The following is a 24,704-nucleotide window of genomic DNA, read 5'->3' as shown; positions in this document are numbered from 1 at the left end:
TAGGGGGCACATCAATAGTTGCACCATTTTTTAAAAATGAAGGGGGGTGTGAAAATGGCCCGAATGTCAAAAAAGAAAAAGTTGGAAATCCTAGATGTAGCAAGGGATGAAGAGCGAAATAGAATCATAAAATTATTGACTGAAGAGGAACTTTTCACACCTTCTTTAGAACCATTAATTGATAATTATTTAGATGCTTTTATTATTTATAAATCTATGTTTGATGAATGGAAATTAGATGGTTTTGCAGCTATAAAAACGCATAAGAACAAGGCAGGAGCAACAAATGAAATGAAACATCCGCTTGCTCAACAAGTTGAAACTTGGAATGATAAAAAGAATAAAATGCTAGATGCTCTAGGAATGACGAATAAAGGGAAAAGTGTACAAAAAACGCCTAAAAGTGCAGAGAATAATCAATCTAGTGAACCAAAAGATGAATTGGCAGCTCATCGGAATAAATGGCGGAAATCTAAATGATTATTACACCAGGCGTTAACTATGCTGATAAATATGCAAATAACGTCATACGTAATAAAAAGAAATACCCGAAATCGATCATTCTTGCTGTAGAGCGTTATAAGAAGTGGAAAAAGCGTAAAGATATGTGGTTTGATGTAGATCGAGCAAATGAAATGTTGGATTTCGTTCAATCGTTCATCCGTCATGTAAAGGGCCCACTTGCAGGTCAATTGATGGAATTAGAGCTTTGGGAAATGTTTGTTTTTGCAAATATGTATGGTTGGTATCATAAAAACGAAAAAGGAAAAACAGTCCGTGTTATTCGTGAATCATATGTTCAAGTACCAAAGAAGAACGGAAAAACAATTATTGCAGCAGGTGCATTACTCTATGCTATGTATGGAGAACTTGAACTTGGGGCCGATTGTTATTGTGCAGCATCAGACTATGAACAAGCGCAAAATGCAGCTGAGCCAATTGCACAAGCAATAGAAAACTCTGAACCTTTAGCAAGTCCCACGCAAATTTATAAAGGTGTGAATGGTACTGTCAGTGGTGCTATGTATCGATATAGTATCAATGGAATTGCATATCAAAATAAATTCAAAGTATTAACGAAAAACACTAAGGGCCTTGAAGGAAAGAATCCTTATTTTGTGTTGAATGATGAGCTCCATGCACAAGAAAATATGGACATGTACGACAACTTGAAGTCAGCACAGATTTCTCGTGAGCAACCAATGATGCTTAATATTTCAACGGCCGGTAAAGGTGCTTCATCTGTAGGTATGCGTGTTTATAAATATGCGAAACTTGTTCTTGAAAATGACGATGATGATTCTTTGTTTGTTGCGATTTGGGAGCCGAATAAAAATTATGATTGGGAAGATCGTAAAGTTTGGGAAATGGTAAACCCGAATATTGGTGTATCCGTTACGATGGAACAACTTGAAATCGAATTTAAAAAGGCAAAGCAGTCCGCACATTCAAAAGCCGAATTTCTTTCTAAGCATTTAAATGTTTTCGTAAATGGTGCAGACAATTATTTTGAACACGATCAAGTGCAACATGTTCTTGTGGAAGATTTGGGTGATCTTACAGGTGAAACTTGTTATTTAGGATTGGATTTATCTAAAACAACAGATTTAACATGTGTAAGTTTAAACTTCCCTTCACATGATGAAGAAGGTAATTCGATTCTGAAAGTCAAACAGATGTATTTCCTTCCTAATGAAAATATTGATTTTAAAGAAAAAGAAGATAATGTTCCCTATACAGATATGGTTGAACGTGGTTTTGCAACGTTTTGTGATGGGAAAATGATTGACCAAGATCAAGTGATGGAATATATCGTTGAATGTATGAATTTATATGATGTACAACAAATAAACTACGATCCAGCGATGTCACAAAAGTTAATAGAGAAGCTTGAAAACCTCGGTTTAGAATGTATCGCAGTAAATCAGTATCCAAACGTTATGAATGCAATGCTTGATGATTCAGAAATACTAATTTATGAAAAGCGTTTGATTACCGACAATCCTTTATTTGTTTATTGCGCACTTAATGTTGTAGTAGTTACAAATCTTAACGGAATGAAAGCACCAAGTAAGCGACAGTCCAAAAAGAAGATTGATGGATTTGTTGCTTTTTTAGTTGCTCATAAAGAAACCATGATGATTATGGACGATGTAGGCGAAGAGGGAATGGACGAATTAATTAATGAAATTTATAGATAGAAAGGCGGTGAAAATATGGGGATAAGAAGTAGGTTTTCAAGTTATTTGTACCGTCAAATTGAAAAACGTGGTTTTCTTGATGATATATTTAACAACACTGTTCGTTATGGTGGGAGCTATGCAAATGCTGATAATATTTTAGAATCATCGGATGTATATGAACTACTACAAGATATAAGTAATCAAATGATGTTAGCGGAAATTGTTGTAGAAGATAAAGAGGGTCAAGAATTAAAGAATGATTTTTCTCTTAAAGTATTAAAGAATCCTAACAATTACCTAACACAATCTGAATTCATTAAATTAATGACAAATGTATATTTACTTCAGGGTGAAGTCTTCCCAGTTCTTGACGGTGATCAATTACATCTTGCTTCAAATGTTTACACTGAACTAGATGATAGATTAATTGAACATTTTCGAATTAATGGCGTGGATATTCCTTCATTTATGATTCGACATGTAAAAAATATCGGTTCAGACCATCTAAAAGGAAGAGGTATTCTTGAGCTGGGAAAAGATACACTTGAGGGTGTAATGAGTGCTGAAAAGGTTTTAACCGACAAATATAAAAAAGGTGGTTTGCTAGCCTTCCTATTGAAAATGGATTCACATATTAATCCTAAAAATGGCACACAGTCATTATTAATTAAAGCTATTTTAGATCAATTAGAATCAATTGATGAAGCAAGGTCTGTTAAGATGATTCCTTTGGGGAAAGGATATGAGATAGAAACGCTCAAAAGCCCTATAGAAGATGATAAAACTCTAGCCTATCTAAATGTATATAAAAAAGATTTAGGTAAGTTTTTAGGGATAAACGTGGATACATACACAGCATTAATTAAAGAAGATATTGAAAAAGCGATGTTGTATTTGCATAACAAGGCAGTTAGACCAATTATGAAAAACTTTGAAGACCATTTGAGTCTTCTTTTTTTCGGGAAAAATTCGGACCGACGTATTAAATTCAGAATCAACATTCTCGATTTTGTTACTTACAGTACAAAAACAAATATTGGTTACAACATTGTGCGTACCGGTATTACTTCACCAGATAATGTTGCCGAAATGCTTGGATTCCCTAAACAGAATACACCTGAATCACAAGCTATCTATATTTCAAATGACTTATCAAAAATAGGTGAGAAAAAAGCTACTGATGATAGCCTGAAGGGGGGGGATGGAAATGACAAAGAAAAAGGAAATTCGGACATTTAACATCACCAGTTTTCAAACAAGAGATGCGATTAATGAAGAACCAAATGTAATTAGTGGTTATGCAGCTATTTTCAATTCACCAACTAATATCAGTGATTGGTTTACAGAAACAATTGCTCCAGGTGCCTTTAGTAAAGCTATTTCAGAAAATAATGATATCAGGGCTTTGATTAATCATGATTGGAACAATGTTTTAGGAAGAACAAAAAGTGGAACTTTACGATTATCAGAAGATAATCATGGATTGAAATTTGAAGTGGATATGCCTGATACAACTTATGCGAATGATTTAGTTAAAAGCATGAAACGTGGTGATATTAACCAATGTTCATTTGGATTCCGTGCAACAGAAGAGACATGGGACTATACCGTTGAACCAGCATTGAGAACAATCCATGAAGTTGAATTGTATGAAGTATCCGTTGTATCAATTCCAGCTTATGAAGATACAGAAGTATCACTTAGAAGTAAAGAAATTGATAGTGAAGTAGAACAAAGAACTAAGATGTTAAAACAAATAGATCAGTTATTGGAGGAAAAAAAATGAACCGTCAATTATTATTAGCACTACAAAAACGAAATAAAGAAAGATTAACAGAATTACGTACGCAGGTAGAAAATCCAGAATTACGTGCAGAAGATTTACCAGCAATTCAAGAACAAATTGATGAAATTAATAAGGAATTACAAGATGTTGCTGATGCGTTAGCAAATCTAGATGATGAAGGTGGCGACGAAGGAGCAGGTGAAGGAGAAGCTGGTTCTAACGGCGATGAAGGTGGAACTGGTGACGATGGTTCAAATGGTGATGAAGGACGTTCCGGTAACAATGGAGAGGGTGAAAACCGAACAGGTATAACACCAGAACAACGAAATGCAGCAATGACAGCCATTAATTCAGGTCTTTCAACTCGTGGTCATAAAACTACTAAAGTAAAAGAGAATGAGATTCGTTCAGCATTCGCTAATTTTGTAGTTGGTAGAATCACAGAAACAGAAGCACGTGCTTTAGGTATTGAAGCAGGGAATGGATCAGTAACTATTCCAGAAGTTATTGCAAGTGAAATCATTACTTATGCTCAAGAAGAAAATTTACTGCGTAAATATGGTTCAGTTCATCGTACAGCAGGGGATGTAAAATATCCTGTCCTTGTAAAGAAAGCTGATGCAAATGTACGTAAAAAAGAACGTGGTGCATCTGATGAAATCACAGAAACAGGAATTGAATTTGATGAAATTTTATTAAGCCCAGCAGAATTTGATGCGCTTGCTACTGTAACTAAAAAGTTATTAAAAATGACAGGTGCGCCAATTGAACAAATTGTTATCGATGAGTTGAAAAAGGCGTATGTACGTAAAGAAACAAACTATATGTTTAACGGTAATGATGCAGGTAATGAAAACCCAGATGCATTAGCTAAAAAAGCTGTGAAATATTACGAATCAGAAGTTATTGATATTAATGTTGCAGGTTATTCTCAAAAACTATACCAACAGTTAGTTAAAGTAAAAGGACAACCAGTTACAGAAGTTCTAAAAAAATCAATGTGGTTAATTAACCGTGCAGCATTAACAGTTTTAGAAGGTATGACAGATACAACAGGTCGTCCATTGTTATATCAAGCTCCAGATGGTGTTGGTTACAAATTACTAGGTCATAATGTAGATTTTACAGATGCAGCAAATGGTACGGATCCAACTAAACCAGTATTCTATTTTGGTGATTTCAAAGCATTCCATATTCAAGATGTTATTGGTGCAATGGAATTACAGAAATTAATTGAGAAGTTTAGTGGAACGAATAAAGTCGGCTTCCAAATTTATAACTTATTAGATGGACAATTAGTATATTCTCCATTTGAACCAGCTGTTTATCGCTATGAAGTAGGTCTGAAAAAAGTTTAAAAGATAGGTGTTCAGTATGGAATATTCTTTAGTAAATACATTAAAAGAACATATTCATTGGGAAGAGGGCATGAGTGAAACCATGCTCCCTTTTTATATAAAACAAGGTCAAAGATATGTTCAAAATGCAACGGGTAAGCAAGAGGAATATATGGTCATTATGTGTGCGGCTATATTTTATGAATATCGTGTATCTGAAAAAGAGCTTATTCAAGCACTTGATGCAATAACACCTTTTATAATACAGGAGCAGTACAATGCCAAAGAGACAGACAAATAAGTTAAGATGGTTAGCTGATTTATTAAAACTTGGTGAAATAATTGATCCAGAAACAGACCGTGTAGTAATGGGATATCCATTTGAGAGAAACATCAAATATAACAATATTGGTGTAACAGTTACGGACAAACACTTTAGTCGTCAAGATGGAAATGAAGTCATGAAAAAGATTGAAGTCCGTTTAAATCGAGAAATTGAAGAAAACCAAAAAGATTACCGTATCAAAATCAAAGATAAGATTTATAACATTGAAAGAATTTATGTTCGTGAAGATGAACGAATCATGGAGTTGAATTTGTCATATGCAAATTAATTTTCAGCAATTAAGAAATCTCATGAAACAGTCAGGAATTCCTGTTTATCGTGATAATGCTTCAACAAAGACTGATTATCCTTACATTGTGTATGAATTTGTGAATGAAACGCATAAACGAGCATCATCTAAAGTTCTTAAATCAATGCCTTTATATCAAATTGCAGTAATTACAAATGGTACTGAGAAAGATTATGAACCATTAACAGTAGTTTTTAATGAAAATGGAGTTGAATACGCTTCATTTTTTTGCATTCCCTATGATGAGAATGATGACACTGTAACGCAATTCATAACATCGGTGAGGTGTATTAATTAATGGCTGCTAACAATAATGGATTTGCTGATGCTTTAGAAGATATTAATACGTTACTTAGAGTTAATAAGCAAGTAGAAATGGATGTATTAGAGGAAGCAGCAAAATATTTTGCTGCAAAATTAAAAGCGAATATTAAACTTTCAAACAAGAACAAAAGAACTCATTTAAAAAATAGCTTAAAAGTCGTTATAAAAAATGATCGTGTTTCTTTGGAATTTGAAGATAAAGCTTGGTATTGGCATTTAGCTGAACATGGTCATAAAAAAGCGAATGGAAGAGGTCGTGTGAAAGGCTTACACTTCTCTCAAAACACATTTGATGCAGAGGGTGACAAAGTAGCCGATATTTTAGCAGAAAAAATAATAGATAAGATGGAAGGATGATATAAATGGCAACGACAACGACAACAAAATCGAAGGATTTATTATATCCAGTGGGGATTGAATCATTATATATTGCAATGATGACTGGTGGAAAAGATACAAATCTCGCAATTCCGACATACGAAAAAGATATTTATATAATGGACATCATTACTGAACTTGGGATTGCAGGAAATAGTACGACAGTTCAAAAATGGGCAAGTAATAAATTATTTGTAAATGCAAGTAAAAATAGTAAATACACATTGTCTTTAAGTTTTGCAGCATTACCACAGGTTGTTAAAGATGCAATTTATGGATATATGGCGAAAAAAGGTGTGGTATTTAATAAAGCAACAGTAAAAGAATTCCCAATGTTCGCTTTAGGGTTTGTTGCTCCATTATCGGATGGTTCTCGTGTTGGTCGTTGGTACCCTCGTGTTCAAATTACACCAGCAGAAGAAAAATTTGCAACAACAACAGAAGAAGCAGAGGTTAAAGATCAATCATTAGTTATGGAAGCAACCCCGTTATTATTCAATGATGTAACAGAAGTAGATTTTTCAGAAGTTCGTGATTCCGCAACAGGCGTTACAATTAAAGACTTTATGAAACAAGTTATTTGTGATGAATCTCAATTAACTACATTGGGAACAAGTACAGGACAGTAGGGGGATAATGTAAATGGCACGTTTAAGTGATTTAGTTAACGTTAATATAAATAGAAATACAATTAAGATACAGGGTGTACATATCCCCGTTATTTTCTCAATGACTTCTTTTGCTTATATCCAAGAAGCATACGGGAAAGAGTATCATATATTCGAGAAAGAACTACATGACATGTTAAAAACAGGTTCGGTAGTTGTAGGAACTAAAGAAACCACACTCATGTATACGCTAATCTATGGGATGATGAGAAGTGCAGGGACGGAATGTACTCCGCAAGAAGTAGAGTCTTCTATTCCTCTATCTGATTTGCAGCATGTTTTCCAATCAGCATTAGATATTTTTAACAATCAAAACTTCCAAGGCTCCGATATGGAGAAGTTAAAGAAAGATGAAAAAAAGTAAAAAATGTGTTTACCAAGGAATCTCAGTCCGAATTGGACTGGGATTTTTATTTTTATGTTGGTAACACATTACTGGGTTTAAGTATGGATGATTTTTGGAAAATCACACCCAACCATTTCTTAAAGCAATACATTATGCATCTTAGATATAACCATCCTGATGCATTGGTAGAGGAACAGCCAAAACAAATTTATACATTAGATCAAACTCCGTATTACTAAGAAATGAGGTGAGATTATGACAGGGAATAAAGAAAGAAATGTTGTTCTTAATTTCAAAATGGATGGTCAAGTTCAGTATGCTCAGACATTGAAGCAAATCAATATGGTCATGAATAATGCAGCGAAAGAATATAAGAATCATATTGCCGCAATGGGTCAAGATGCTACTATGACGGATAAGTTAGCAGCCGAAAAGAAAAAACTTGAAATCCAAATGGAGGCCGCTAAAAAGCGTACAGAAATGTTACGTTCTGAATATCAAGCAATGTCCAAAGATACAAATACAACTGCAGAACAATTAAATAAAATGTACGGGAAACTTTTAGATGCTGAACGTGCTGAAACCTCACTTAGTAATGCGATGAAAAGAGTCAATGAGGGTCTTTCGGATCAAGCAACCGAAGCAAGAGAAGCACGTGGAACTTTGCTTGATTTACAAGAGAATTCCAAAAAGCTTGAAGCGGAACAAAAACGTTTAACAAGTTCATTTAAACTTCAAAATGCTGAATTAGGTCAAAATGCTAGTGCAGCTGATAAATTAGAATTGGCACAAAAACAATTACGTCAGCAAATGGAAATGACGGATAGAGTTGTACACAATTTAGAGCAACAATTAAGCACAGCAAAGCGTGTTTATGGTGAAAATTCTAAAGAGGTGCAGCAACTTGAAACAAAGTTAAATCAAGCGAAAACAACATTAAAGCAATTTGAAAATTCTCTTGAGAGTGTCGGGCGTAGCGGTAACCAAGCAGCCGATGGCATGGAACAGATCGGAAAGAAATTAGATTTAAATAATTTATTAGAAGCTACTCAAGTGTTACAAGGCGTTTCGGAAAAAATTATTGAACTTGGTAAGGCAGCTGCAAGTATAGCAATAGATTTTGATAATTCTCAAAGAAAAATTCAAGCTTCTTTAGGACTTACTGAAAAAGGTGCTGAAAACCTTGGTAATATTGCGAAGGATGCATGGAAAAAGGGATTCGGTGAAAGTCTTGAAGATGTAGATAATGCGCTGATAAAAGTCTATCAAAATATGCGTGATGTTCCACATGAGGAATTACAGGGCGCTTCAGAAAATGTTTTAACGCTTGCGAAAGTATATGATGTGGATTTAAACGAAGCTACTCGTGGTGCAGGGCAATTAATGTCGCAGTTTGGCTTATCTACCCAAGAGACTTTTGATTTACTTGCTGCAGGTGCCCAAAGTGGTTTGAATTATTCTGATGAATTATTTGATAACCTTTCAGAATATGCACCACTGTTCAAGCAAGCTGGTTTTACGGCAGATGAGATGTTTACTATTTTAGCAAATGGAACTAAAAATGGTAGTTATAATCTTGATTACATCAATGACCTTGTGAAAGAATTCGGTATTCGTGTACAAGATGGATCAAAAGGTGTTACTGAGGGATTCGGTGATTTATCAAAAGAGACACAAAATGTATGGAAGGCGTTTAACGAGGGGAAAGCAACCACAGCTGATGTATTTAATGCTGTTTTAGGTGATTTACGAAACATGGATGATAAAGTAAAAGCCAATCAGATTGGTGTAGCTCTTATGGGGACCAAATGGGAAGATATGGGTGCTGAAGCTGTATTAAGTCTGAATGATGTAAATGGTGGACTCGGTGACACTAAGGGCCGTATGGAAGAAATGAAAAAGATTCAAGAAGAATCCTTCGGACAAAAATTTCAAAGTATGCTACGTGAAACACAAGCGGCCTTTGAACCATTGGGACTAAAACTACTTGAACTTGCAACAACTATATTACCTCCAGTAGTAGAAGGTGTTAAATCTGTAGTTGAATGGTTTACCAAATTACCAGAACCAATTCAAAATTTTGTATATATCGGTGGGGCCTTGACTGCTGTATTGGGTCTTTTAGCCCCCGTAATTGCAGCTGTTGTTGTATCCTGTATAGCACTTGGTACAACAATTGGTACTGTCATCCTTGTTATTGCTGGTATATCAGCTGTTATAGCTGGTGTTATTTGGGCGATACAAAATTGGGGTGCCATAACTGATTGGCTTTCTGAAAAGTGGTCACAATTTAAAGATTGGCTTGGTGAATTGTGGTCTGGTATAGTTCAAATTTGCCAAGATGCTTGGTCTTCCACAGTTTCTTATTTTTCTGAAGCCTGGGCTTCATTTTTAGAAATGGCACATAGTTTTTTTGATCCATTTTCTCAATTTTTTAGTGATTTATGGTCAGGGATTACTGAAACTGCATCTTCATGGTGGTCGAGTCTTGTTACAACAGCTTCCGAATTGTGGGGAGCATTGGCTCAAGCCTGGCAAGAAACGTGGAATACCATTCTTACAATCTTAGATCCTATTATTTCAGCGGTTTCTACCATTTTAGAAGCAGGGTGGTTGTTAATACAAGCAGGGGCGCAAATTGCCTGGGCTTTAATATCTAAATATATTATTGATCCAATGAAAGAAATGTATAACTGGATGAATAAGCAAATTGGTGAATTGGTTAACTGGTTAAGTGAAAAATGGGAAATGGTGAAGTTAATAACACAAATTGCCTGGGCTTTATGCAAGCAGTATATTATACAACCGATTCAAGAAGCTTATAATTCAGCTAAAGAAAAGCTTAATGATTTAGCAAATTGGATATTAGGAAATTGGGAAAAAATCAAGTCCTATACACTTGCAGCGTGGAATTTAGTGAAAAAATATGTGATTGATCCAGTAACTGAAGCTTACAATTCAGCAAAGCAAAAATTTACTGATTTATATAATTCAGCTAAAGAAAAATTCGATTCTGTGAAGAACGCAGCGCAAGAAAAGTTTGAAGCAGCGAAACGATTTATTATTGATCCAATAAAAGACGCAGTTGATAAGGTGAAGGGGTTAATTGATAAAATTAAAGGATTCTTTGACAATATGAAATTAAAAATCCCTAAACCTGAAATGCCTAAAATGCCACACTTTAGTCTAGAAACTAGTTCCAAAACAATTGCAGGGAAAGAAATCTCTTATCCATCTGGCATTAATGTTCAATGGCGTGCTAAAGGTGGTATTTTCACTAGACCAACTATCTTCGGTATGAACGGTGGGAATTTACAAGGTGCTGGTGAAGCGGGACCAGAAGGAGTATTACCTCTTAATAAAAAGACATTAGGAGCAATTGGTGAAGGTATTGCAGCAACTATGTCAAAAGAGCCAACAATTATCAATATCAATAATCCAGTTGTAAGGAATGATAGGGATATTAAACTGATGGGTGAAGAGATTGATAGTGTTCTTGCTCAACGGGGACGTAATGCAAAAATAGGGATAGGGAGGAATTAAATTGCTGGACATTGGAATTAACAACGAATTAGTAAGTAGTTTCGGAGTATATATGGTAGGCCGTCCAGTTATTCCAACCACCGAGCAAGAAGTAGAGCATATAATTGTTCCTGGTAGACACGGTTCGCTTACAAAGAAAGGGGCGTATAAAGATGTCCCTCTTAAAGTCAAATTCAACTTGCTTGAAAATGAAAACATAAAACCATTAATAAGACGTGTGAAGTCATTATTTATTAATGGGGAAACACTGTTTTTTACTGATGATGAAGTGTACCGGAAAATAAAACATGTAAAAATCGGGGATATCGTTAATGATATTGAAGAACATGGAGAGTTTGAAGTGGAATTTACACTTGATCCTTTTGAATATGTTACAACAGTGCCAATTGTATTGACAAAACCAGAAAATCTTTTAAATCCTGGAACAATAGAATCTGCTCCAAAACTAGTGGTTTATGGGGGCGGTGATGTAACAATTACGATTAATGATGTATCGTTCCGAATAAAAGGAGTGGCTTATTCCGTCACCATCGATTCAGGTTTGTTAGAAGCATATGTTGGTACAACATCAATGAATTCTAAAATGATAGGAGAATTTCCGCTTTTTAAACCTGGAATAAATACAATTTCATGGTCTGAATCAGTTACTAAAATCATAGTTGAACCAAGGTGGAGATATGTATGATTACGTTATATAAACCAAATGAGACTGATTTCACACATAATGGAATCGGTATTCTGGATAAGAATATTTACAATGCAACTGTTGAGGAAGAACTCAACGGTTTATTTGCATTTACATTTAGTTATCCGTTATTTGCTCCATACGGAATAGATATTGATGGTATGAGTATCATTAAAGTTCCCACGCCAGACGGTGACCAGTTATTTCGTGTTGTGAACCCTAAACCGAGTATGGGAGAAATAACTGTACAGTGTTATCACATCTTTTATGATCTAACAGAGAATTTAATAGAAGATATCTTCATTCAAACCACAAACGGTAATGCTGCAATGAATCGCTTATCAGGAGGGTGTCAATATAAACATCCTTTTACTTTTTATTCCGATATACCGACCATTGCAAGTGCACGTATTGTAAGGAAAAATCCAGTTGAAGCAATGCTAGATACGAGCTTAGATAATTCTTTTATCAATCGGTGGGGCGGAGAATTAAAACGAGATAATTTTGATGTTAAAATGCTCAAAAGTCGTGGTATGGATCGTGGTGTTGTTATTCAACACAAAAAGGATTTACTAGGCTATGAGGGTGATGTGGATTGGAAGAGCCCGATTACTAAAATTATGCCACAAGGATTTGACGGATTATTTTTACCAGAAAAGTATGTAAACAGTCCACTTATAAATAAGTATCCTCATCCAAAGATAAGAGTTGTGGAATTCAAAGATATAAAAGCAGCTCTTGGTGAGAACGCAAATGATGATGATGTAGTTCCTTTAGAGGAAGCTTATAGACTTTTGCGTAAGGCAGCATATGATATGTTTGAAATTCAAAAGGTTGACCAACCTAAAGCGACATATAAAGTTGAATTTCAAGAACTATCTCAAACAGAAGAGTATAAGGATTATGCTATTTTGCAACGTGTATATATGGGGGATATCGTTACTGTCAAGCATTTGGAAGACAATATCGATATCCAGGCTAAAGTTATTTCTTATAAATATGATCCAATAAAGAAGGAATATATAAATTTAACAATCGGTAACTTTAAAGAAAATTTCACTGATATGTCAGGTAAAGTGGATCAAATGCATGATGAATTAAAGGATATGCCTGGTTCTATATTAGATGAAGCAAAAGAACATGCGACGAATCTTATTAACTCTGGATTTGGGGGACATGTTAGGGTTTATCCAGATCGTATTTTAATTATGGACACAAAATACGAAATGACCGCTTCAAAGGTTTGGCAGTGGAACATCAACGGATTAGGGTATTCGCCTTGGGGAGTAGACGGTCCATATGAAACTGCCATTACATATGATGGGCGAATTGTCGCTGATTTTATAACAGCTGGAACACTTACTGGTAATTTAATTAAAGGTGGAGAAATTAGTGGTACCACTTTAAGATCCGATGATTCAAAAAACTATGTAAGCATATCTAAACAATTCATGCGAATTATGGAAAATAATATTACTCGTATGTTTTTAGGGTATTACAAAAATTCAAGGAATGAATTACAACCCACTTTACTTTTAGGTGGAGATAATGACGATACAGCTTCACAAGGAGCACTTGCACTTTATCAGTATTCAAATATTTATCCTAAAGGGGCAGGGATAGGAATCACACGAGGATATGTAGGTGGCAGTAGTACCGATTTGTATTTTCCCTCCGTTATTAAATTTGGTCAAAATGGAGATTTGAGCTTAAAAGCAGAGGAATATTTGCAACTTGAATCTCAATTGTCATATATGAATCTACTAGCTGGTACAAATTTTTCGGCAAAGGCAAAAAATGACTTCATTGCTGAAGCCACAAATGGGAATATGCATTTCACGGCTGGTCAAAGATTCTATTATCACAAAAACGGCACGAGGATTCTATCTATTGATACTTCTTCGGGTGGAGACACTGATCTTATCATGCAGTACTGTATGTTACGTAATTCAAATTACGAGAATGGGTATCTTCAAGTTAAATCTGGTACAGGTTCATTCTATGGCGGAATAATAGCGGCGGATTTTAAAGTATCTTCGCAAGCTAAATACAAAACGAACATACGTGATATTAAATTTGATGTGTTAGAAAAAGTAATGGATTGGGATATAAAACAATATAACCTCAAATTAGATATGCCAAAACTATATGAAATGCGGATGGATCGTAAAGAAGGAGAAAACACTTTAACGACAAATGATATCCCTATCCATTATGGTATTGTCATTCCAAAAGAATCTGAAGAAACAGGTGTAGGCTTATATGGGATGCTTTCACAAGTGACTAAGGCTTTCCAGGAATACGTAACAAAAACAGATGCTAGACTTGAAGAATTAGAGCCGTTAAAACTAAAAGGTAATGTAAAGTATAGAGGTAGAACAAAACGCGCCAGAAGACCAAATAGGCACGTTAAAAGCAAACTATAGAAGGGAGTTGAATTAATGAGGAATGAAATAATTGATATAGATTTGGCTGATCCAGTGTTTACAAAAACAATTCGATCTCGCCAGAACGATAAGAATGGTTTGAAACTTACTGTAAATTTAAAAGAACACGGAAAAATTGTCGTGCTAACAGGATACACAATTAAATACGAGGCTACACGATATACTGGTGAACTAATTAGAAAAGACGCCAAAGTAATCGATGCGAACAATGGGGTATTTGAATATGTATTATCTGATGAATCTGTTTCCGTACCAGGCGATTGGACAGCATATTTTGTTTTGGAGAAAAATAATACAGAACGAATGAGTACGCCAGATATTCGGATTTCCTTAAAAAGAGATGCAAGAGAAGGGAACATTCAGATAGAAAACTATATTTCAGATTTTGATAAAGCACTCGAAAGTGTGGAAGGGTATCTAAAAATAATTGATGATACGAATAAAAAGATTGCAGATGTAGTGGCGTTAATAAATGCAAATCAAGTTGTTCGAAAAATAGGAGATAGTATGTCTGGTCCTCTTAGTATAGAACATACTGGTAATGATGCTCCTTTACTAATCGCAAATGCATTAGGACGAATGAGATTCTTAACGACCAATGATATGAACTATATCCAGAGCGGAACATTAGATAATCAAGCTAGAAATTTATTTTTAACTGGATACAACGGTTCTACTATGAATGAAGTGCAAGTAAAAACGAAAAAGTTAACGGTAGAAGGAACGGTTAAACAAAGTGGTGATATCGATTGGATAACTTTAAATACAACAGGTGTTACAAATGTACCCGATAGAATTCCGAAATATAAAAGAAATGGTGATATCGTTAATGTAATTGGATCAATACGAAATCCTAAAAATGTTACTCCATTTGCGACTCTTCCTGTGGGGTGTCGTCCACCACAAGATGTTGCCTTTACGGGTATTGCGATTGGAGATGCAACAGTTTCTTGTGAGGTTACAGTACAAAGTAGTGGTAATATTTTTGTAAACAACCTTCCTGGTGGTACTTCTGTTACTGTTCATATCGGTGTTAATTTCATGGTTTAAGAAACAAAGTAAGCGTGCATAAGCAGGCTTTTTTATTTTGATCAAAAGGAGTGTGTTTCATGTTTGATCCATATCAGCCTGCAGAATAATAAGTATCTTTAAAGCGTGCGAAATGTAGGCTTTTTTATTTTGGCCAAAAAGGGGATGAATGATGTGCCAGAAGAAAACCACGATGATTTCACAAAGGTAATCATTGGATTAACACGAGTGGAAACAAAAATTGATGGGTTTGGAAACGTAAGAGAGGTTGCAATAGAAGCACAACAATCAGCAAAGAGTGCTCATTTACGTGTGGATCGTTTAGATAAATTAGTATTTTGGATTGGAACAACAGTTATCGGTGCTGTTATCACTGGTGGTATTACGATGCTATTTAAAGTTGTAGGAAAGTAGGGAGAATAATGAATAAAGAAAATATTAAAAAACGATTCCGCAACTGGAAAACATGGATTGCGGTCTTTTCTTTGCTTGGATTTTTATTTACTAAATTCGGTGTACCAGAAGCTAAGAGTTTCTTAGATGAGCTGGCACCTTATTTATTATCTGTTGGTATTGCTTTAGGTATTTGGTCAGATCATGAAGAAAATGAAAAAGGGGATGTTCAATAATGGGTAACATTGTAGATATTTCAAAATGGAACGGTAATATTAATTGGGATGTAGCGGCAGCACAATTAGATTTTGTTATTGCTAGGGTTCAAGATGGTTCGAATTATGTAGATCCATTATATAAAGGATATGCACAATCTATGAAGCAGCATGGCATTCCTTTTGGTAACTATGCATTTTGCCGTTTTGTATCAATTAACGATGCAAAGAAAGAAGCTCAAGACTTCTGGAACCGTGGTGACAAGAGTGCAACAGTTTGGGTTGCTGATGTAGAAGTGAAAACGATGGGAGATATGAAAGCAGGTACACAGGCGTTCATCGATGAATTACGACGATTAGGAGCTAAGAAAGTTGGTTTATACGTTGGTCATCACATGTATGAACCATTTGGTATGGCAAGCGTTGATTGTGATTTTGTATGGATTCCACGTTATGGTGGAAAGACACCTGCATATCCTTGTGATATTTGGCAATACACGGAAACAGGTAATGTACCTGGTATCGGTAAATGTGATTTGAATTCTCTTGTAGGGGTAAAGTCTTTAGCATGGTTTACGGGTGAAACTGAACAATCTATTGTAAATGATACTTCAAATAGTGGTTACCAATACGTTAAGTCTTATGAATTCGGTACAAATTATTTAAACGAAGCACTTCAAGCGATGAATGAGCGAGGAACAAAAGGTACTGTTATCACCGATCCACTAACGGGACTATGCTATATCCAAACCGAGGTTTTACCTAATACTGAATTAGATAAAATTACTTGGTGGATGGATAATCGACCGGGTGGAAAATGGTTTTACGAATATATAAAAGTGAAATAAAAAAAGTGCTGGCTCTTAATTGAGTCGGCATTTTTTATTTATTACAAATCAGATATTCTTCTAACTTGTTTTTCTTTCTTCTTAAAGGACTTCTTATATTGTTTAAATTCGTTCTTATCTACTTTAAACTTTTCACCTGTAGCAACATTTTGCACTAAATATGTTTTAGTGAAGATTTCTTTAATCCCAAAATAAAACCCATATAACATAAGTGAAAAACTAAGTGTTGGCACAGCTAAAAGAACCCCAATAACAATTAACCATATATCTAATGTAGAATTGATTCGCTTTAATACTACGCGCTTCCCATTTACAGCCTGTGCTTGCTCTAATTGCTGCATACGTTGTAATGATGCTATAGTGTCATAACTCATGAAAAGACCTCCTAAATTATTTGGTCATTTTACTTAATGCTTTATCCATTTGACGTTCGTTTGCTTGTGTAGCGCTACTTGTTGCATTTTCTACGCCACGGTAGTTGTATTTAGAGTTTTGCCAGAAGTCGAAAGCGAAATCTTTTAATGGCTTTTCTGATGCATTTCTCTCAACAACTTCAGATTTAAAGATATTCGTAAGCATATATTCATGGTTAGATGCATCTTTAATATAATTTTTATCTTTATACTCTTTAATGATGTCATCGCCAAACTGTTTAACTTCATCTTTAGATGGCTTGTAATCATGAGCATATTTGCTAATCTCGTCAAATTTTTCATTTGGTGTTTTATTACTTGAAGCTATCTCTGTAATCTTATTTTCCCACTTACTAGAAGTAGTAGTCACTGATGCCTTTGTAGTTTGAGAATTAGAATTTTTTCTATCTGGGTTTGTATTAATACAAATCATACATAAAATAAATGAAATTAGAGCAACAGAAAGATAAATTTTCACAACTCGTAATCGACTAATATTGTCTCCCCATAATACTTTTTTAGGTATTAATAAACCTATAACTAAAATAATAATTGATACAATTGATAATAAAAATAGTATTACTTTTAATGCGTTTAACAAAAAATCCACTCCTTAAAATTAATATCAGTATAATATTAACAAATTGTGGTGGGATTTTCCGTATAAAAATCATATTTATATCCCCATAAATTCCTTATCAAAATAGAACTTGTCCATTAAGTTGTTTACAATCCCGTTGAAATAAGCGAATTTACCCTTGTTCATTTTTGTACCAGATTTAATTTTCATAACAAACTCTTTGATAGCTTTTAAGCCAATAGTAAGCTCCTGGGCTGTATTAAATGCTTTATCACCTGTAGAGAAGTTTGTAACTTTATTACACTGTCTTACGACCTTCCACAGTTCTTGAATTGTTTTAGATTCACTGTAAAAAGAGCTAGTTAAAGAAATAAAACGTTGTGGTACCCAGTGAGCAACAAAATCAACTTCTTTAATGTTTTCCTCAGGTGTATTGCTATTCTCATTACTATTACGTTTGTTTATATCTTTTATATTTTGTTTTAAGGAAACAGGGGTTGTTTTAATGGTAGGACACTTTGTAGGACTTTTTGTATCTACCTTGTTGGACACTTCTTCCACAATTGGTTGAATAATAATAGCATTGGAAGTTTGTAGCATGTCTTTTGTACGCTTCATTGCAACTTGTTTAACCATCTCTAGATCCACAAGTTTCTTCATTAAACGTTGTACAGTTTTATATGAAACTTCCATTTTTTCAGCTATTCTATTTTTGCATAGGAAACTAACACCTACATATTTGCAGCTGTGGCGCTTTAAAATTTCAAGTAATGTAATTAATTTAGATTGTACGTCAGTACGTTTAATAGAAATACGGATAGTGTTACGGTATGTACGTACAGTTTTATTTAGTTCTTCTACTTCTTTGAATGTAGAAAGGTTGTTATAAGATTCTTCATTTGCTATAACATCGATACGAATCTTCATTATTCGGCTCCTTTGTTAAAACAAAAAAGCAACGTCACCAATGTGGTAAACGTTGCTTAAGAAACCCTACATGATGTACAATAACTCATGAGAGTATGGCAAGTGTTTACCTGGTTGTGTCAGGTGGACGGTATATAAAGTGTTGGCGCACGATATATACACGCTGTGCTCTTTTGTTGTATTTGTTATTTTCGCCCACAATTCGCCCACATACTTTTCTTTTGATAACGTTTTTTATCGATAAAGAAAAATTGCAGATGAAATGCAGGGCTTGTTGTATAAACGTTTTAATTTTTTAATCGTCTATTATCTGATTGGGGATTAAAATACAGTATTATCATTAGCTCCAGAAATTATTGAGGCAGTAAAGGAAGGGAAAATAAAGCGTTTCTTTGTTATAGCAGGTTGCGATGCCCCAGGAAAAGGCGGAGAATACTATCGTGAATTAGCAACGTCACTTCCGCCAGAAACGGTAATTTTAACAACTTCTTGCGGGAAATTCCGCTTTAATGATGTAAATTATGGTGTTGTACCTGGTACGGAGATCCCGCGTTACATTGACTTAGGACAATGTAACAATTCAATTTCTACAGTGAAAATAGCGGCCGCTTTAGCAGATGCTTTTCAATGTGAAGTGAATGAATTGCCAGTTAGTATTGTGCTATCATGGTTTGAACAAAAAGCAGTTGCCATTTTACTTGGACTATTTAGCCTTGGAATTCAAGATATTCGCATCGGTCCAAAGGCTCCTGAATTTATTTCACCTGGCGTGCTTGATGTATTACAAGAAACATTCGGTTTAAAACTGATTACAAATGCAGCAGAAGACATGGCTATGATGTTATCGTAATGAAAAGATGTTGTACATTTAATAGTGGCTTTATAAAGAATTTGTATGTATTCGAAAACTAATTTATTAGATGCACAGGTATAATAGTAGAAGAACAAAAAATAATCCGTCTTATTAATAAGGAGAGCCATCCATATTCATTAACTTCGGAATATTATAGCGCCCCAAAATAAAAAAGTGTAGAATTTTCGTTTTGGGGTATTTTCTTTTCTTAGCTGGATAGGTATGTGGAGAGATTTCTTCAGAAAGAAAATAGGTTGTATCAAATAGGTAATAGTGGATTTTAGAAAAATTTTGAAAATCAATTGACATCCGCCACTACTCAGTCATACAATGTACTTGTAATAAGTAATACTGAATAGTGTAGTTTCTCAAGATGTATGCAGTAAGCAATAGGTAATAGCGGATTTTAGAAAAAATTTGAAAATCAGTTGACATCCACCACTACTCAGTCATACAATGTACTTGTAATAAGTAATACTGAATAGTATGGTTTCTCAAAAGCTATTCAGTAAAAAATTCGCCTTAGTACTCTGTAATACTGAATATAAGTCAGACAGAATAGGGGGTAAAGGAGGATCAGAATATGGAAAATTTAACCGAAATGCTGAAAGGTTCGTTGGAAGGTTGTGTGTTGGAAATCATCAGTCGCCGTGAAACGTATGGCTATGAGATTACACGTCATCTGAATGATCTTGGGTTTACCGAAGTTGTGGAAGGAACGGTCTATACCATCCTCGTACGATTAGAGAAGAAAAAGCTTGTGAATATTGAAAAGAAACCGTCAGATATGGGGCCGCCTCGAAAGTTTTATTCGCTTAATGAAGCTGGCCGTCAGGAGCTTGAATTATTTTGGGAAAAGTGGGATTTTGTATCATCAAAAATTAACGTCTTGAAGTCAAACTAGCTTCATAAGATAAGATATTGTGTCCGATATTTTTGGGGTTTCTTGTTCTGCTTTATAAAAAAGGAGGAAAACTAATATGATGGAAATGTTCAAAAAATTAATTGGTGATAAAAAAGAGTATAAAATGATGATGGCACGAGTTGGAGCCTTGCCGGAGGACTATCAGTTTGTGTTTAAGAAAATTCAAAACTATATGTGGAATTTCTCAGCGGGTAATGGAATGGATATGCTGCACATACAGTATGAATTAATCGATTTGTTTGAAGCTGGTGCGGCGGAAGGAAGACAAGTGCTTGAAATCACTGGGGATGACGTAGCTTCCTTTGCTGACGAACTAGTGGCAAACGCTAAAACTTACGTCTCCAAGTATCGTGAAGATTTGAATGAGAGTATCATGAAGAAATTGAGAAAAAAATAAATGCAATAAATAATACCGACTGATTAGCTGGTTACACATATGAATTGCCACCATAGCTATTCAGTTATATTTTTAACTCGGTACTAAGTAGTACAGATTATCAGTAATACTGAATAGAGGGGTGTAGGCAATTTATCTTCGCAAAACATTTTTTATAAGGAGGAAAAGTATGAGTAATGTAGCCATTTCTGTAAAAGGGTTAAAGAAATCTTTTAAAGACAAGGAAGTTTTAAAAGGGGTGGATTTTGAGGTGCAGCGGGGTGAAATTTTCGCACTGCTGGGATCAAATGGAGCGGGCAAGACGACAACGGTCAACATCCTCTCGACGCTGATGAAGCAAGATAGTGGTGAAGTAGGTATTTGCGGTTTTGACGTCCAGCGTCAATCGGATCATGTTCGTCAAAGTATCAGTCTGACAGGGCAGTTCGCAGCTTTAGACGGTATGCTCACGGGGAGAGAAAACTTGATAATGATCGCCAAGTTGCGTGGAGTTTCTAGTCCTGCCCAAGTCGCTGACGATTTGCTTGCAAGATTCAGCCTAACTGATGCAGCTAACCAGAGGGCAGATCAGTATTCGGGAGGGATGAAGCGTCGGCTTGATATCGCCATGAGCTTGATCGGGACGCCAGCAGTCATTTTTCTCGACGAACCGACGACAGGGCTTGACCCTGAAGCACGGATTGAAGTGTGGGATACCGTCAAGGAACTTGCTGGCGGTGGCACAACCATCTTGCTCACGACTCAGTACTTGGAGGAAGCCGAACAATTGGCGGACCGTATCGCTATCTTGCATGGCGGAAAAATTATCACGACTGGTACTCTTACAGAACTTAAAGAGATGTTCCCACCGGCAAAAGTGGAGTATATCGAGAAGCAGCCGACATTGGAAGAAATTTTCCTTGCGATCATCGGCAAAAAGGAGGAGATGTAAATGAAGAGCAAAACAGGGGTATTATTAGGGCGCTTAATGCGTAACATCATGCGCAGTCCGGATACGATTATTACGGTAGCGATTACACCGATTATGATGATGCTGTTGTTTGTCTACGTATTTGGAGGCGCGATAAAGACAGGAACGGATAACTACGTCAATTATTTATTGCCGGGAATTTTGCTAATGGCTATCGCATCCGGTGTCGCTTACACATCCGTACGGTTGTTTACGGATGTAAAGAGTGGGCTGATGGCACGTTTCATTACTATGCCCATTAAGCGTTCGTCGGTATTATGGGCTCACGTATTAACATCACTTGTTGCTAATGTGCTTACTATCGTGGTGGTTATCCTTGTTGCGCTCTTAATGGGCTTCCGTTCCAGCGCTAATATTCTGGATTGGCTTGCGGTAGCTGGAATACTGGGGATGTTTACGCTGGCGCTGACATGGCTCGCTATCATTCCTGGGTTGACAGCGAAGTCTATGGAAGGGGCGACAGCCTACTCGTACCCACTAATTTTTCTGCCTTTTATCAGTTCGGCCTTTGTTCCTACCGAAACTATGCCAAAAATTGTTCGTGCGTTCGCTGAGAATCAGCCTGTGACTTCAATTGTGAATGCGATTCGTGCCCTCTTATATGAAGGGACTGTTGGCAACGATATTTGGATTGCAATCGCTTGGTGTGTGGGCATTATGGTTATCGCTTACTTCTTCGCGGGTAAAGCATTTAAACGTCAGTTAGGGTAAGTGCACCATCGGTTCGGTTCTCTATGGAAACTAAACTTTCCGGAAAAATATATGTGGGAAAATGGATTTAAATCACATGATTCTTAGTTATTGCTATAATTATTGGTATTCTTACTGGTTACACAGTTGGTACGTAAGTAGGTTCAGGCGTTGAGAAAAATCAGCCTGAGAGAGTTAAAGGGGAAGAGATAATATTTTGACTGCAATTCTAATCGTCATAAAATCAATGCAATGCACAAAATTTCTTCGTAAAAGAGAAGAAAGGGTCCTGACTAATCAGGATCCTTTTTTAATGTACTAGTATCAGTATGTCCAAGTTTAGAAGGTTACTTACAAACGTTGTGGAGTGTTTGCGCCAGAACTGGCTACCGCACTACATCTTGCGGAACATATACAAATTGAACAATTAGATGTACACTCATTACATGCATTTCAATTGTTTCTATTACAATCGCAAAAAAACTGCGCTCTGTTATCCGATTGAAAAAGGGGTAAAGTTTGCTATTATGATGAAAAAATTACTTCCTTGGAGATGGTGGAAGTATATTGTTTTGAGGGAGTTCGCGAAGAAAAAATAGCGCTACTATGCTAAGGTCATTCATGCATTATAGTGCGTTAATTAAATATATGTATATACATAGTTTCTCAGAGTGATGCGATGTCAGGTGTGAGCTGTGTAACAACTAGAGGTGAGTAAAGGATGTTAACGTTTTCGTTTGAAATAGACAAGGATATTCCACAGAAGGATGAGCCACGGTATGTTGCTTATGCAAAGGGCTTTATCGAAGGGGATTTAACGATTTGTGTGGGTGACAGAGTATTTTTTCAAAAGTCATGCATGAAGGTCGCAGAGCTGGGCATTTATTTAGGACAGTGGATGGAACAAGTTCAACACGGGCAGAGCGTACATATGAATTATGAAACGAGTGACCGTGATGACGTAATTCTTGGTTTCTTCTATGAAGAGGACAATCAGTGGAGGGTTTCTTCCAGTTGGCAACAATTTGAACTTCAGGAGCGTATATCTACTACAACATTAGTAGAGAGCGTTCAACGCTATTTGTATGGGCTAAATAAGGAACTGCGCGCGATAGAATATCCTGTGACGTTTGATCAGTACTTAAGAGGAGAGCGAATGATGCAGCTTTCTTACAAACGACTGTGTGATAGTAAAGCGGACACGACGCCAGTAGAGGTTTACAATGGAAGCGAGCAAGTAGGCGTAGTACGGGGCTATTATAAAAATGCGCTGATGAAAGTGCTAGACTTCATTCCGAAAGTTGGTAGTAATATCATTTATGAAATAAAGGATAGTAAGGACAATATTCGCGTTATTGCAAAGGATATAAGTAGGCAGCGTCAAAGAAAGATTTTAGTAACGTACATCGATAATAATGATGCAGAGCATGAAATGATTGTATGTGACGGAAAGTTATTGGATGCAAATTTCTTATTTACCTTTACATATAAGGCAGAAGAATATGTTGTTCACAAAACTTCACTTGGGCTTGGAAAGTTATTACGAAAGGGCTATGTAATCGCAGATTGGAATATTCGTCTTGAGGAAGATATGTATTACATCGAGATGAATGTATATGATGGGGATTATATACATGATCAATACTTACTGTTAGGCGTATTTCATGCGGTTTTGTATGGGTGATAAAGTGAAACTTTAATCCGTGGGAGTCTTACTGCCTACAAATAGCGGGATAAATGAGAAGTACCGGTATTCTTCATGGGAAGGATGCCGGTACTTTTTATCTTTCAGATATTTCAGGTGTATCATCTGTTAGCGTCAAACTTCCTCCAACTACTGTGGGTTTAAAATAAGGTTCGATAATTTATAAATCAGTCTAATCATTAATAATAAAGATTGATAATTTGTAAAAAGTTTAATCAGAAGTTTTATTTTGTAGCGTATTTCTTTGTTCAACAATCGGGTCAGCTCGGAAAGTTTTGTTATAAATGCATTTAGCATGAAAGACAAGAGATTATGCGAGACAAATCTCAACAGGCTTTGATGAAAGAAGCGGTACCGTTGCAAAGTTCTGAACAGCATAAACCCGTTTACAAAATACGTTTATAGTTTAAGGGGAACAACCACATCG

At 35.7% G+C, this 24,704-nt stretch carries 26 protein-coding genes and 1 pseudogene; 24 read left to right on the top strand and 3 right to left on the bottom strand.

Annotated features, from left to right (window positions below; all coding sequences use genetic code 11):
* The first annotated feature begins 54 nt into the window (after nucleotides 1-54).
* From JDS80_RS07040 to JDS80_RS06955, 18 genes are all read left to right on the top strand, one after another.
* Nucleotides 55-480, top strand: a complete 426-nt coding sequence (locus JDS80_RS07040) for a P27 family phage terminase small subunit (RefSeq protein ID WP_199637684.1) — start codon at nucleotides 55-57, stop codon at nucleotides 478-480.
* Nucleotides 477-2,201: a terminase large subunit gene (locus tag JDS80_RS07035; RefSeq protein WP_199637682.1), complete on the top strand. Its 1,725-nt coding sequence runs from the start codon at nucleotides 477-479 to the stop codon at nucleotides 2,199-2,201. The genes JDS80_RS07040 and JDS80_RS07035 overlap by 4 nt, the downstream gene beginning before the upstream one ends.
* 15 nt (nucleotides 2,202-2,216) lie before the next feature.
* Nucleotides 2,217-3,422: a phage portal protein gene (locus JDS80_RS07030; RefSeq protein ID WP_199637680.1), complete on the top strand. Its 1,206-nt coding sequence runs from the start codon at nucleotides 2,217-2,219 to the stop codon at nucleotides 3,420-3,422.
* A complete protein-coding gene (locus JDS80_RS07025; RefSeq protein ID WP_199637678.1) occupies nucleotides 3,391-3,969 on the top strand; it encodes an HK97 family phage prohead protease in 579 nt (192 codons plus the stop codon). The genes JDS80_RS07030 and JDS80_RS07025 overlap by 32 nt, the downstream gene beginning before the upstream one ends.
* Nucleotides 3,966-5,327: a phage major capsid protein gene (locus JDS80_RS07020; RefSeq protein WP_199637676.1), complete on the top strand. Its 1,362-nt coding sequence runs from the start codon at nucleotides 3,966-3,968 to the stop codon at nucleotides 5,325-5,327. The genes JDS80_RS07025 and JDS80_RS07020 overlap by 4 nt, the downstream gene beginning before the upstream one ends.
* Before the next feature lie 16 nt (nucleotides 5,328-5,343).
* Nucleotides 5,344-5,607, top strand: coding sequence for a phage gp6-like head-tail connector protein (locus JDS80_RS07015; RefSeq protein WP_199637674.1), 264 nt, complete (start codon nucleotides 5,344-5,346; stop codon nucleotides 5,605-5,607).
* Nucleotides 5,585-5,920 carry a head-tail adaptor protein gene (locus tag JDS80_RS07010; protein ID WP_199637672.1) on the top strand — a complete coding sequence of 112 codons (336 nt, stop codon included), beginning with the start codon at nucleotides 5,585-5,587 and terminating at the stop codon, nucleotides 5,918-5,920. The genes JDS80_RS07015 and JDS80_RS07010 overlap by 23 nt, the downstream gene beginning before the upstream one ends.
* Nucleotides 5,910-6,239, top strand: coding sequence for a hypothetical protein (locus JDS80_RS07005; RefSeq protein ID WP_199637669.1), 330 nt, complete (start codon nucleotides 5,910-5,912; stop codon nucleotides 6,237-6,239). Before JDS80_RS07010 ends, JDS80_RS07005 begins: the two co-directional genes overlap by 11 nt.
* On the top strand, nucleotides 6,239-6,622 hold the full coding sequence (locus tag JDS80_RS07000; protein WP_199637667.1) for an HK97-gp10 family putative phage morphogenesis protein: 384 nt from the start codon (nucleotides 6,239-6,241) through the stop codon (nucleotides 6,620-6,622). Before JDS80_RS07005 ends, JDS80_RS07000 begins: the two co-directional genes overlap by 1 nt.
* Before the next feature lie 5 nt (nucleotides 6,623-6,627).
* Nucleotides 6,628-7,272: a major tail protein gene (locus JDS80_RS06995; protein ID WP_199637665.1), complete on the top strand. Its 645-nt coding sequence runs from the start codon at nucleotides 6,628-6,630 to the stop codon at nucleotides 7,270-7,272.
* A 13-nt stretch (nucleotides 7,273-7,285) separates the two neighbouring features.
* On the top strand, nucleotides 7,286-7,675 hold the full coding sequence (locus tag JDS80_RS06990; protein ID WP_199637663.1) for a hypothetical protein: 390 nt from the start codon (nucleotides 7,286-7,288) through the stop codon (nucleotides 7,673-7,675).
* A gap of 237 nt (nucleotides 7,676-7,912) precedes the next feature.
* Nucleotides 7,913-11,200, top strand: a complete 3,288-nt coding sequence (locus JDS80_RS06985) for a phage tail tape measure protein (protein ID WP_199637661.1) — start codon at nucleotides 7,913-7,915, stop codon at nucleotides 11,198-11,200.
* A 1-nt stretch (nucleotide 11,201) separates the two neighbouring features.
* Complete coding sequence (locus tag JDS80_RS06980; protein WP_199637659.1) at nucleotides 11,202-11,885, top strand: distal tail protein Dit; 684 nt, start codon at nucleotides 11,202-11,204, stop codon at nucleotides 11,883-11,885.
* Nucleotides 11,882-14,311: a phage tail spike protein gene (locus tag JDS80_RS06975; protein ID WP_199637657.1), complete on the top strand. Its 2,430-nt coding sequence runs from the start codon at nucleotides 11,882-11,884 to the stop codon at nucleotides 14,309-14,311. Before JDS80_RS06980 ends, JDS80_RS06975 begins: the two co-directional genes overlap by 4 nt.
* A 15-nt stretch (nucleotides 14,312-14,326) precedes the next feature.
* Complete coding sequence (locus JDS80_RS06970; protein WP_199637655.1) at nucleotides 14,327-15,382, top strand: BppU family phage baseplate upper protein; 1,056 nt, start codon at nucleotides 14,327-14,329, stop codon at nucleotides 15,380-15,382.
* A gap of 153 nt (nucleotides 15,383-15,535) precedes the next feature.
* Nucleotides 15,536-15,775 carry a hemolysin XhlA family protein gene (locus tag JDS80_RS06965; protein ID WP_199637653.1) on the top strand — a complete coding sequence of 80 codons (240 nt, stop codon included), beginning with the start codon at nucleotides 15,536-15,538 and terminating at the stop codon, nucleotides 15,773-15,775.
* 8 nt (nucleotides 15,776-15,783) lie between these two features.
* The gene (locus JDS80_RS06960; protein ID WP_199637651.1) at nucleotides 15,784-15,990 is read left to right on the top strand and encodes a hypothetical protein; all 207 of its coding nucleotides are present in this window, start codon (nucleotides 15,784-15,786) and stop codon (nucleotides 15,988-15,990) included.
* On the top strand, nucleotides 15,990-16,817 hold the full coding sequence (locus JDS80_RS06955; protein ID WP_199637649.1) for a GH25 family lysozyme: 828 nt from the start codon (nucleotides 15,990-15,992) through the stop codon (nucleotides 16,815-16,817). Before JDS80_RS06960 ends, JDS80_RS06955 begins: the two co-directional genes overlap by 1 nt.
* Nucleotides 16,818-16,858: 41 nt before the next feature.
* On the opposite strand, the gene JDS80_RS06950 is transcribed toward JDS80_RS06955, so the two are convergent.
* The 3 genes from JDS80_RS06950 to JDS80_RS06940 form a co-directional block, all read right to left on the bottom strand.
* Nucleotides 16,859-17,191, bottom strand: coding sequence for a hypothetical protein (locus JDS80_RS06950; RefSeq protein ID WP_199637647.1), 333 nt, complete (start codon nucleotides 17,189-17,191; stop codon nucleotides 16,859-16,861).
* Between the two features lie 16 nt (nucleotides 17,192-17,207).
* Nucleotides 17,208-17,831, bottom strand: coding sequence for a hypothetical protein (locus JDS80_RS06945; protein WP_199637645.1), 624 nt, complete (start codon nucleotides 17,829-17,831; stop codon nucleotides 17,208-17,210).
* Nucleotides 17,832-17,906: 75 nt separating this feature from the next.
* Nucleotides 17,907-18,737 (bottom strand): helix-turn-helix domain-containing protein, encoded by an 831-nt coding sequence (locus tag JDS80_RS06940; RefSeq protein ID WP_199637643.1) that lies wholly within the window; start codon nucleotides 18,735-18,737, stop codon nucleotides 17,907-17,909.
* Nucleotides 18,738-19,062: 325 nt separating this feature from the next.
* Here JDS80_RS06940 and JDS80_RS06935 point away from each other — a divergent pair.
* The 6 genes and pseudogenes from JDS80_RS06935 to JDS80_RS06910 all read left to right on the top strand — a co-directional run.
* Nucleotides 19,063-19,587 (top strand): annotated as a pseudogene (locus tag JDS80_RS06935) (anaerobic carbon-monoxide dehydrogenase catalytic subunit); the annotation flags it as partial.
* Between the two features lie 586 nt (nucleotides 19,588-20,173).
* Complete coding sequence (locus tag JDS80_RS06930; RefSeq protein WP_071747531.1) at nucleotides 20,174-20,494, top strand: PadR family transcriptional regulator; 321 nt, start codon at nucleotides 20,174-20,176, stop codon at nucleotides 20,492-20,494.
* Nucleotides 20,495-20,570: 76 nt separating this feature from the next.
* Nucleotides 20,571-20,912 (top strand): DUF1048 domain-containing protein, encoded by a 342-nt coding sequence (locus JDS80_RS06925; protein ID WP_071747530.1) that lies wholly within the window; start codon nucleotides 20,571-20,573, stop codon nucleotides 20,910-20,912.
* A 169-nt stretch (nucleotides 20,913-21,081) separates the two neighbouring features.
* On the top strand, nucleotides 21,082-21,843 hold the full coding sequence (locus tag JDS80_RS06920) for an ABC transporter ATP-binding protein (protein WP_199637640.1): 762 nt from the start codon (nucleotides 21,082-21,084) through the stop codon (nucleotides 21,841-21,843).
* Nucleotides 21,844-22,593, top strand: a complete 750-nt coding sequence (locus JDS80_RS06915; protein ID WP_199637638.1) for an ABC transporter permease — start codon at nucleotides 21,844-21,846, stop codon at nucleotides 22,591-22,593. It abuts the gene before it with no gap.
* Nucleotides 22,594-23,293: 700 nt separating this feature from the next.
* Complete coding sequence (locus JDS80_RS06910) at nucleotides 23,294-24,256, top strand: tubby C-terminal domain-like protein (RefSeq protein ID WP_199637636.1); 963 nt, start codon at nucleotides 23,294-23,296, stop codon at nucleotides 24,254-24,256.
* Nucleotides 24,257-24,704 lie beyond the last annotated feature (448 nt).

The sequence above is a fragment of the Bacillus cereus group sp. N8 genome (assembly GCF_016483685.1).
Taxonomy (GTDB): Bacteria; Bacillota; Bacilli; order Bacillales; family Bacillaceae_G; genus Bacillus_A; species Bacillus_A proteolyticus.
Note: the sequence above shows the minus strand (reverse complement) of the source record. Positions and strands in the feature narration are given on the sequence as shown.

Bases quoted from the DNA above. Each gene is read 5' to 3' on its own strand.
- JDS80_RS07040 (WP_199637684.1), top strand. From the start codon at position 55: ATGGCCCGAATGTCAAAAAAGAAAAAGTTGGAAATCCTAGATGTAGCA.
- JDS80_RS07035 (WP_199637682.1), top strand. From the start codon at position 477: ATGATTATTACACCAGGCGTTAACTATGCTGATAAATATGCAAATAAC.
- JDS80_RS07030 (WP_199637680.1), top strand. From the start codon at position 2,217: ATGGGGATAAGAAGTAGGTTTTCAAGTTATTTGTACCGTCAAATTGAA.
- JDS80_RS07025 (WP_199637678.1), top strand. From the start codon at position 3,391: ATGACAAAGAAAAAGGAAATTCGGACATTTAACATCACCAGTTTTCAA.
- JDS80_RS07020 (WP_199637676.1), top strand. From the start codon at position 3,966: ATGAACCGTCAATTATTATTAGCACTACAAAAACGAAATAAAGAAAGA.
- JDS80_RS07015 (WP_199637674.1), top strand. From the start codon at position 5,344: ATGGAATATTCTTTAGTAAATACATTAAAAGAACATATTCATTGGGAA.
- JDS80_RS07010 (WP_199637672.1), top strand. From the start codon at position 5,585: ATGCCAAAGAGACAGACAAATAAGTTAAGATGGTTAGCTGATTTATTA.
- JDS80_RS07005 (WP_199637669.1), top strand. From the start codon at position 5,910: ATGCAAATTAATTTTCAGCAATTAAGAAATCTCATGAAACAGTCAGGA.
- JDS80_RS07000 (WP_199637667.1), top strand. From the start codon at position 6,239: ATGGCTGCTAACAATAATGGATTTGCTGATGCTTTAGAAGATATTAAT.
- JDS80_RS06995 (WP_199637665.1), top strand. From the start codon at position 6,628: ATGGCAACGACAACGACAACAAAATCGAAGGATTTATTATATCCAGTG.
- JDS80_RS06990 (WP_199637663.1), top strand. From the start codon at position 7,286: ATGGCACGTTTAAGTGATTTAGTTAACGTTAATATAAATAGAAATACA.
- JDS80_RS06985 (WP_199637661.1), top strand. From the start codon at position 7,913: ATGACAGGGAATAAAGAAAGAAATGTTGTTCTTAATTTCAAAATGGAT.
- JDS80_RS06975 (WP_199637657.1), top strand. From the start codon at position 11,882: ATGATTACGTTATATAAACCAAATGAGACTGATTTCACACATAATGGA.
- JDS80_RS06970 (WP_199637655.1), top strand. From the start codon at position 14,327: ATGAGGAATGAAATAATTGATATAGATTTGGCTGATCCAGTGTTTACA.
- JDS80_RS06960 (WP_199637651.1), top strand. From the start codon at position 15,784: ATGAATAAAGAAAATATTAAAAAACGATTCCGCAACTGGAAAACATGG.
- JDS80_RS06955 (WP_199637649.1), top strand. From the start codon at position 15,990: ATGGGTAACATTGTAGATATTTCAAAATGGAACGGTAATATTAATTGG.
- JDS80_RS06950 (WP_199637647.1), bottom strand. From the start codon at position 17,191: ATGAGTTATGACACTATAGCATCATTACAACGTATGCAGCAATTAGAG.
- JDS80_RS06940 (WP_199637643.1), bottom strand. From the start codon at position 18,737: ATGAAGATTCGTATCGATGTTATAGCAAATGAAGAATCTTATAACAAC.
- JDS80_RS06930 (WP_071747531.1), top strand. From the start codon at position 20,174: ATGGAAAATTTAACCGAAATGCTGAAAGGTTCGTTGGAAGGTTGTGTG.
- JDS80_RS06925 (WP_071747530.1), top strand. From the start codon at position 20,571: ATGATGGAAATGTTCAAAAAATTAATTGGTGATAAAAAAGAGTATAAA.
- JDS80_RS06920 (WP_199637640.1), top strand. From the start codon at position 21,082: ATGAGTAATGTAGCCATTTCTGTAAAAGGGTTAAAGAAATCTTTTAAA.
- JDS80_RS06915 (WP_199637638.1), top strand. From the start codon at position 21,844: ATGAAGAGCAAAACAGGGGTATTATTAGGGCGCTTAATGCGTAACATC.
- JDS80_RS06910 (WP_199637636.1), top strand. From the start codon at position 23,294: ATGTTAACGTTTTCGTTTGAAATAGACAAGGATATTCCACAGAAGGAT.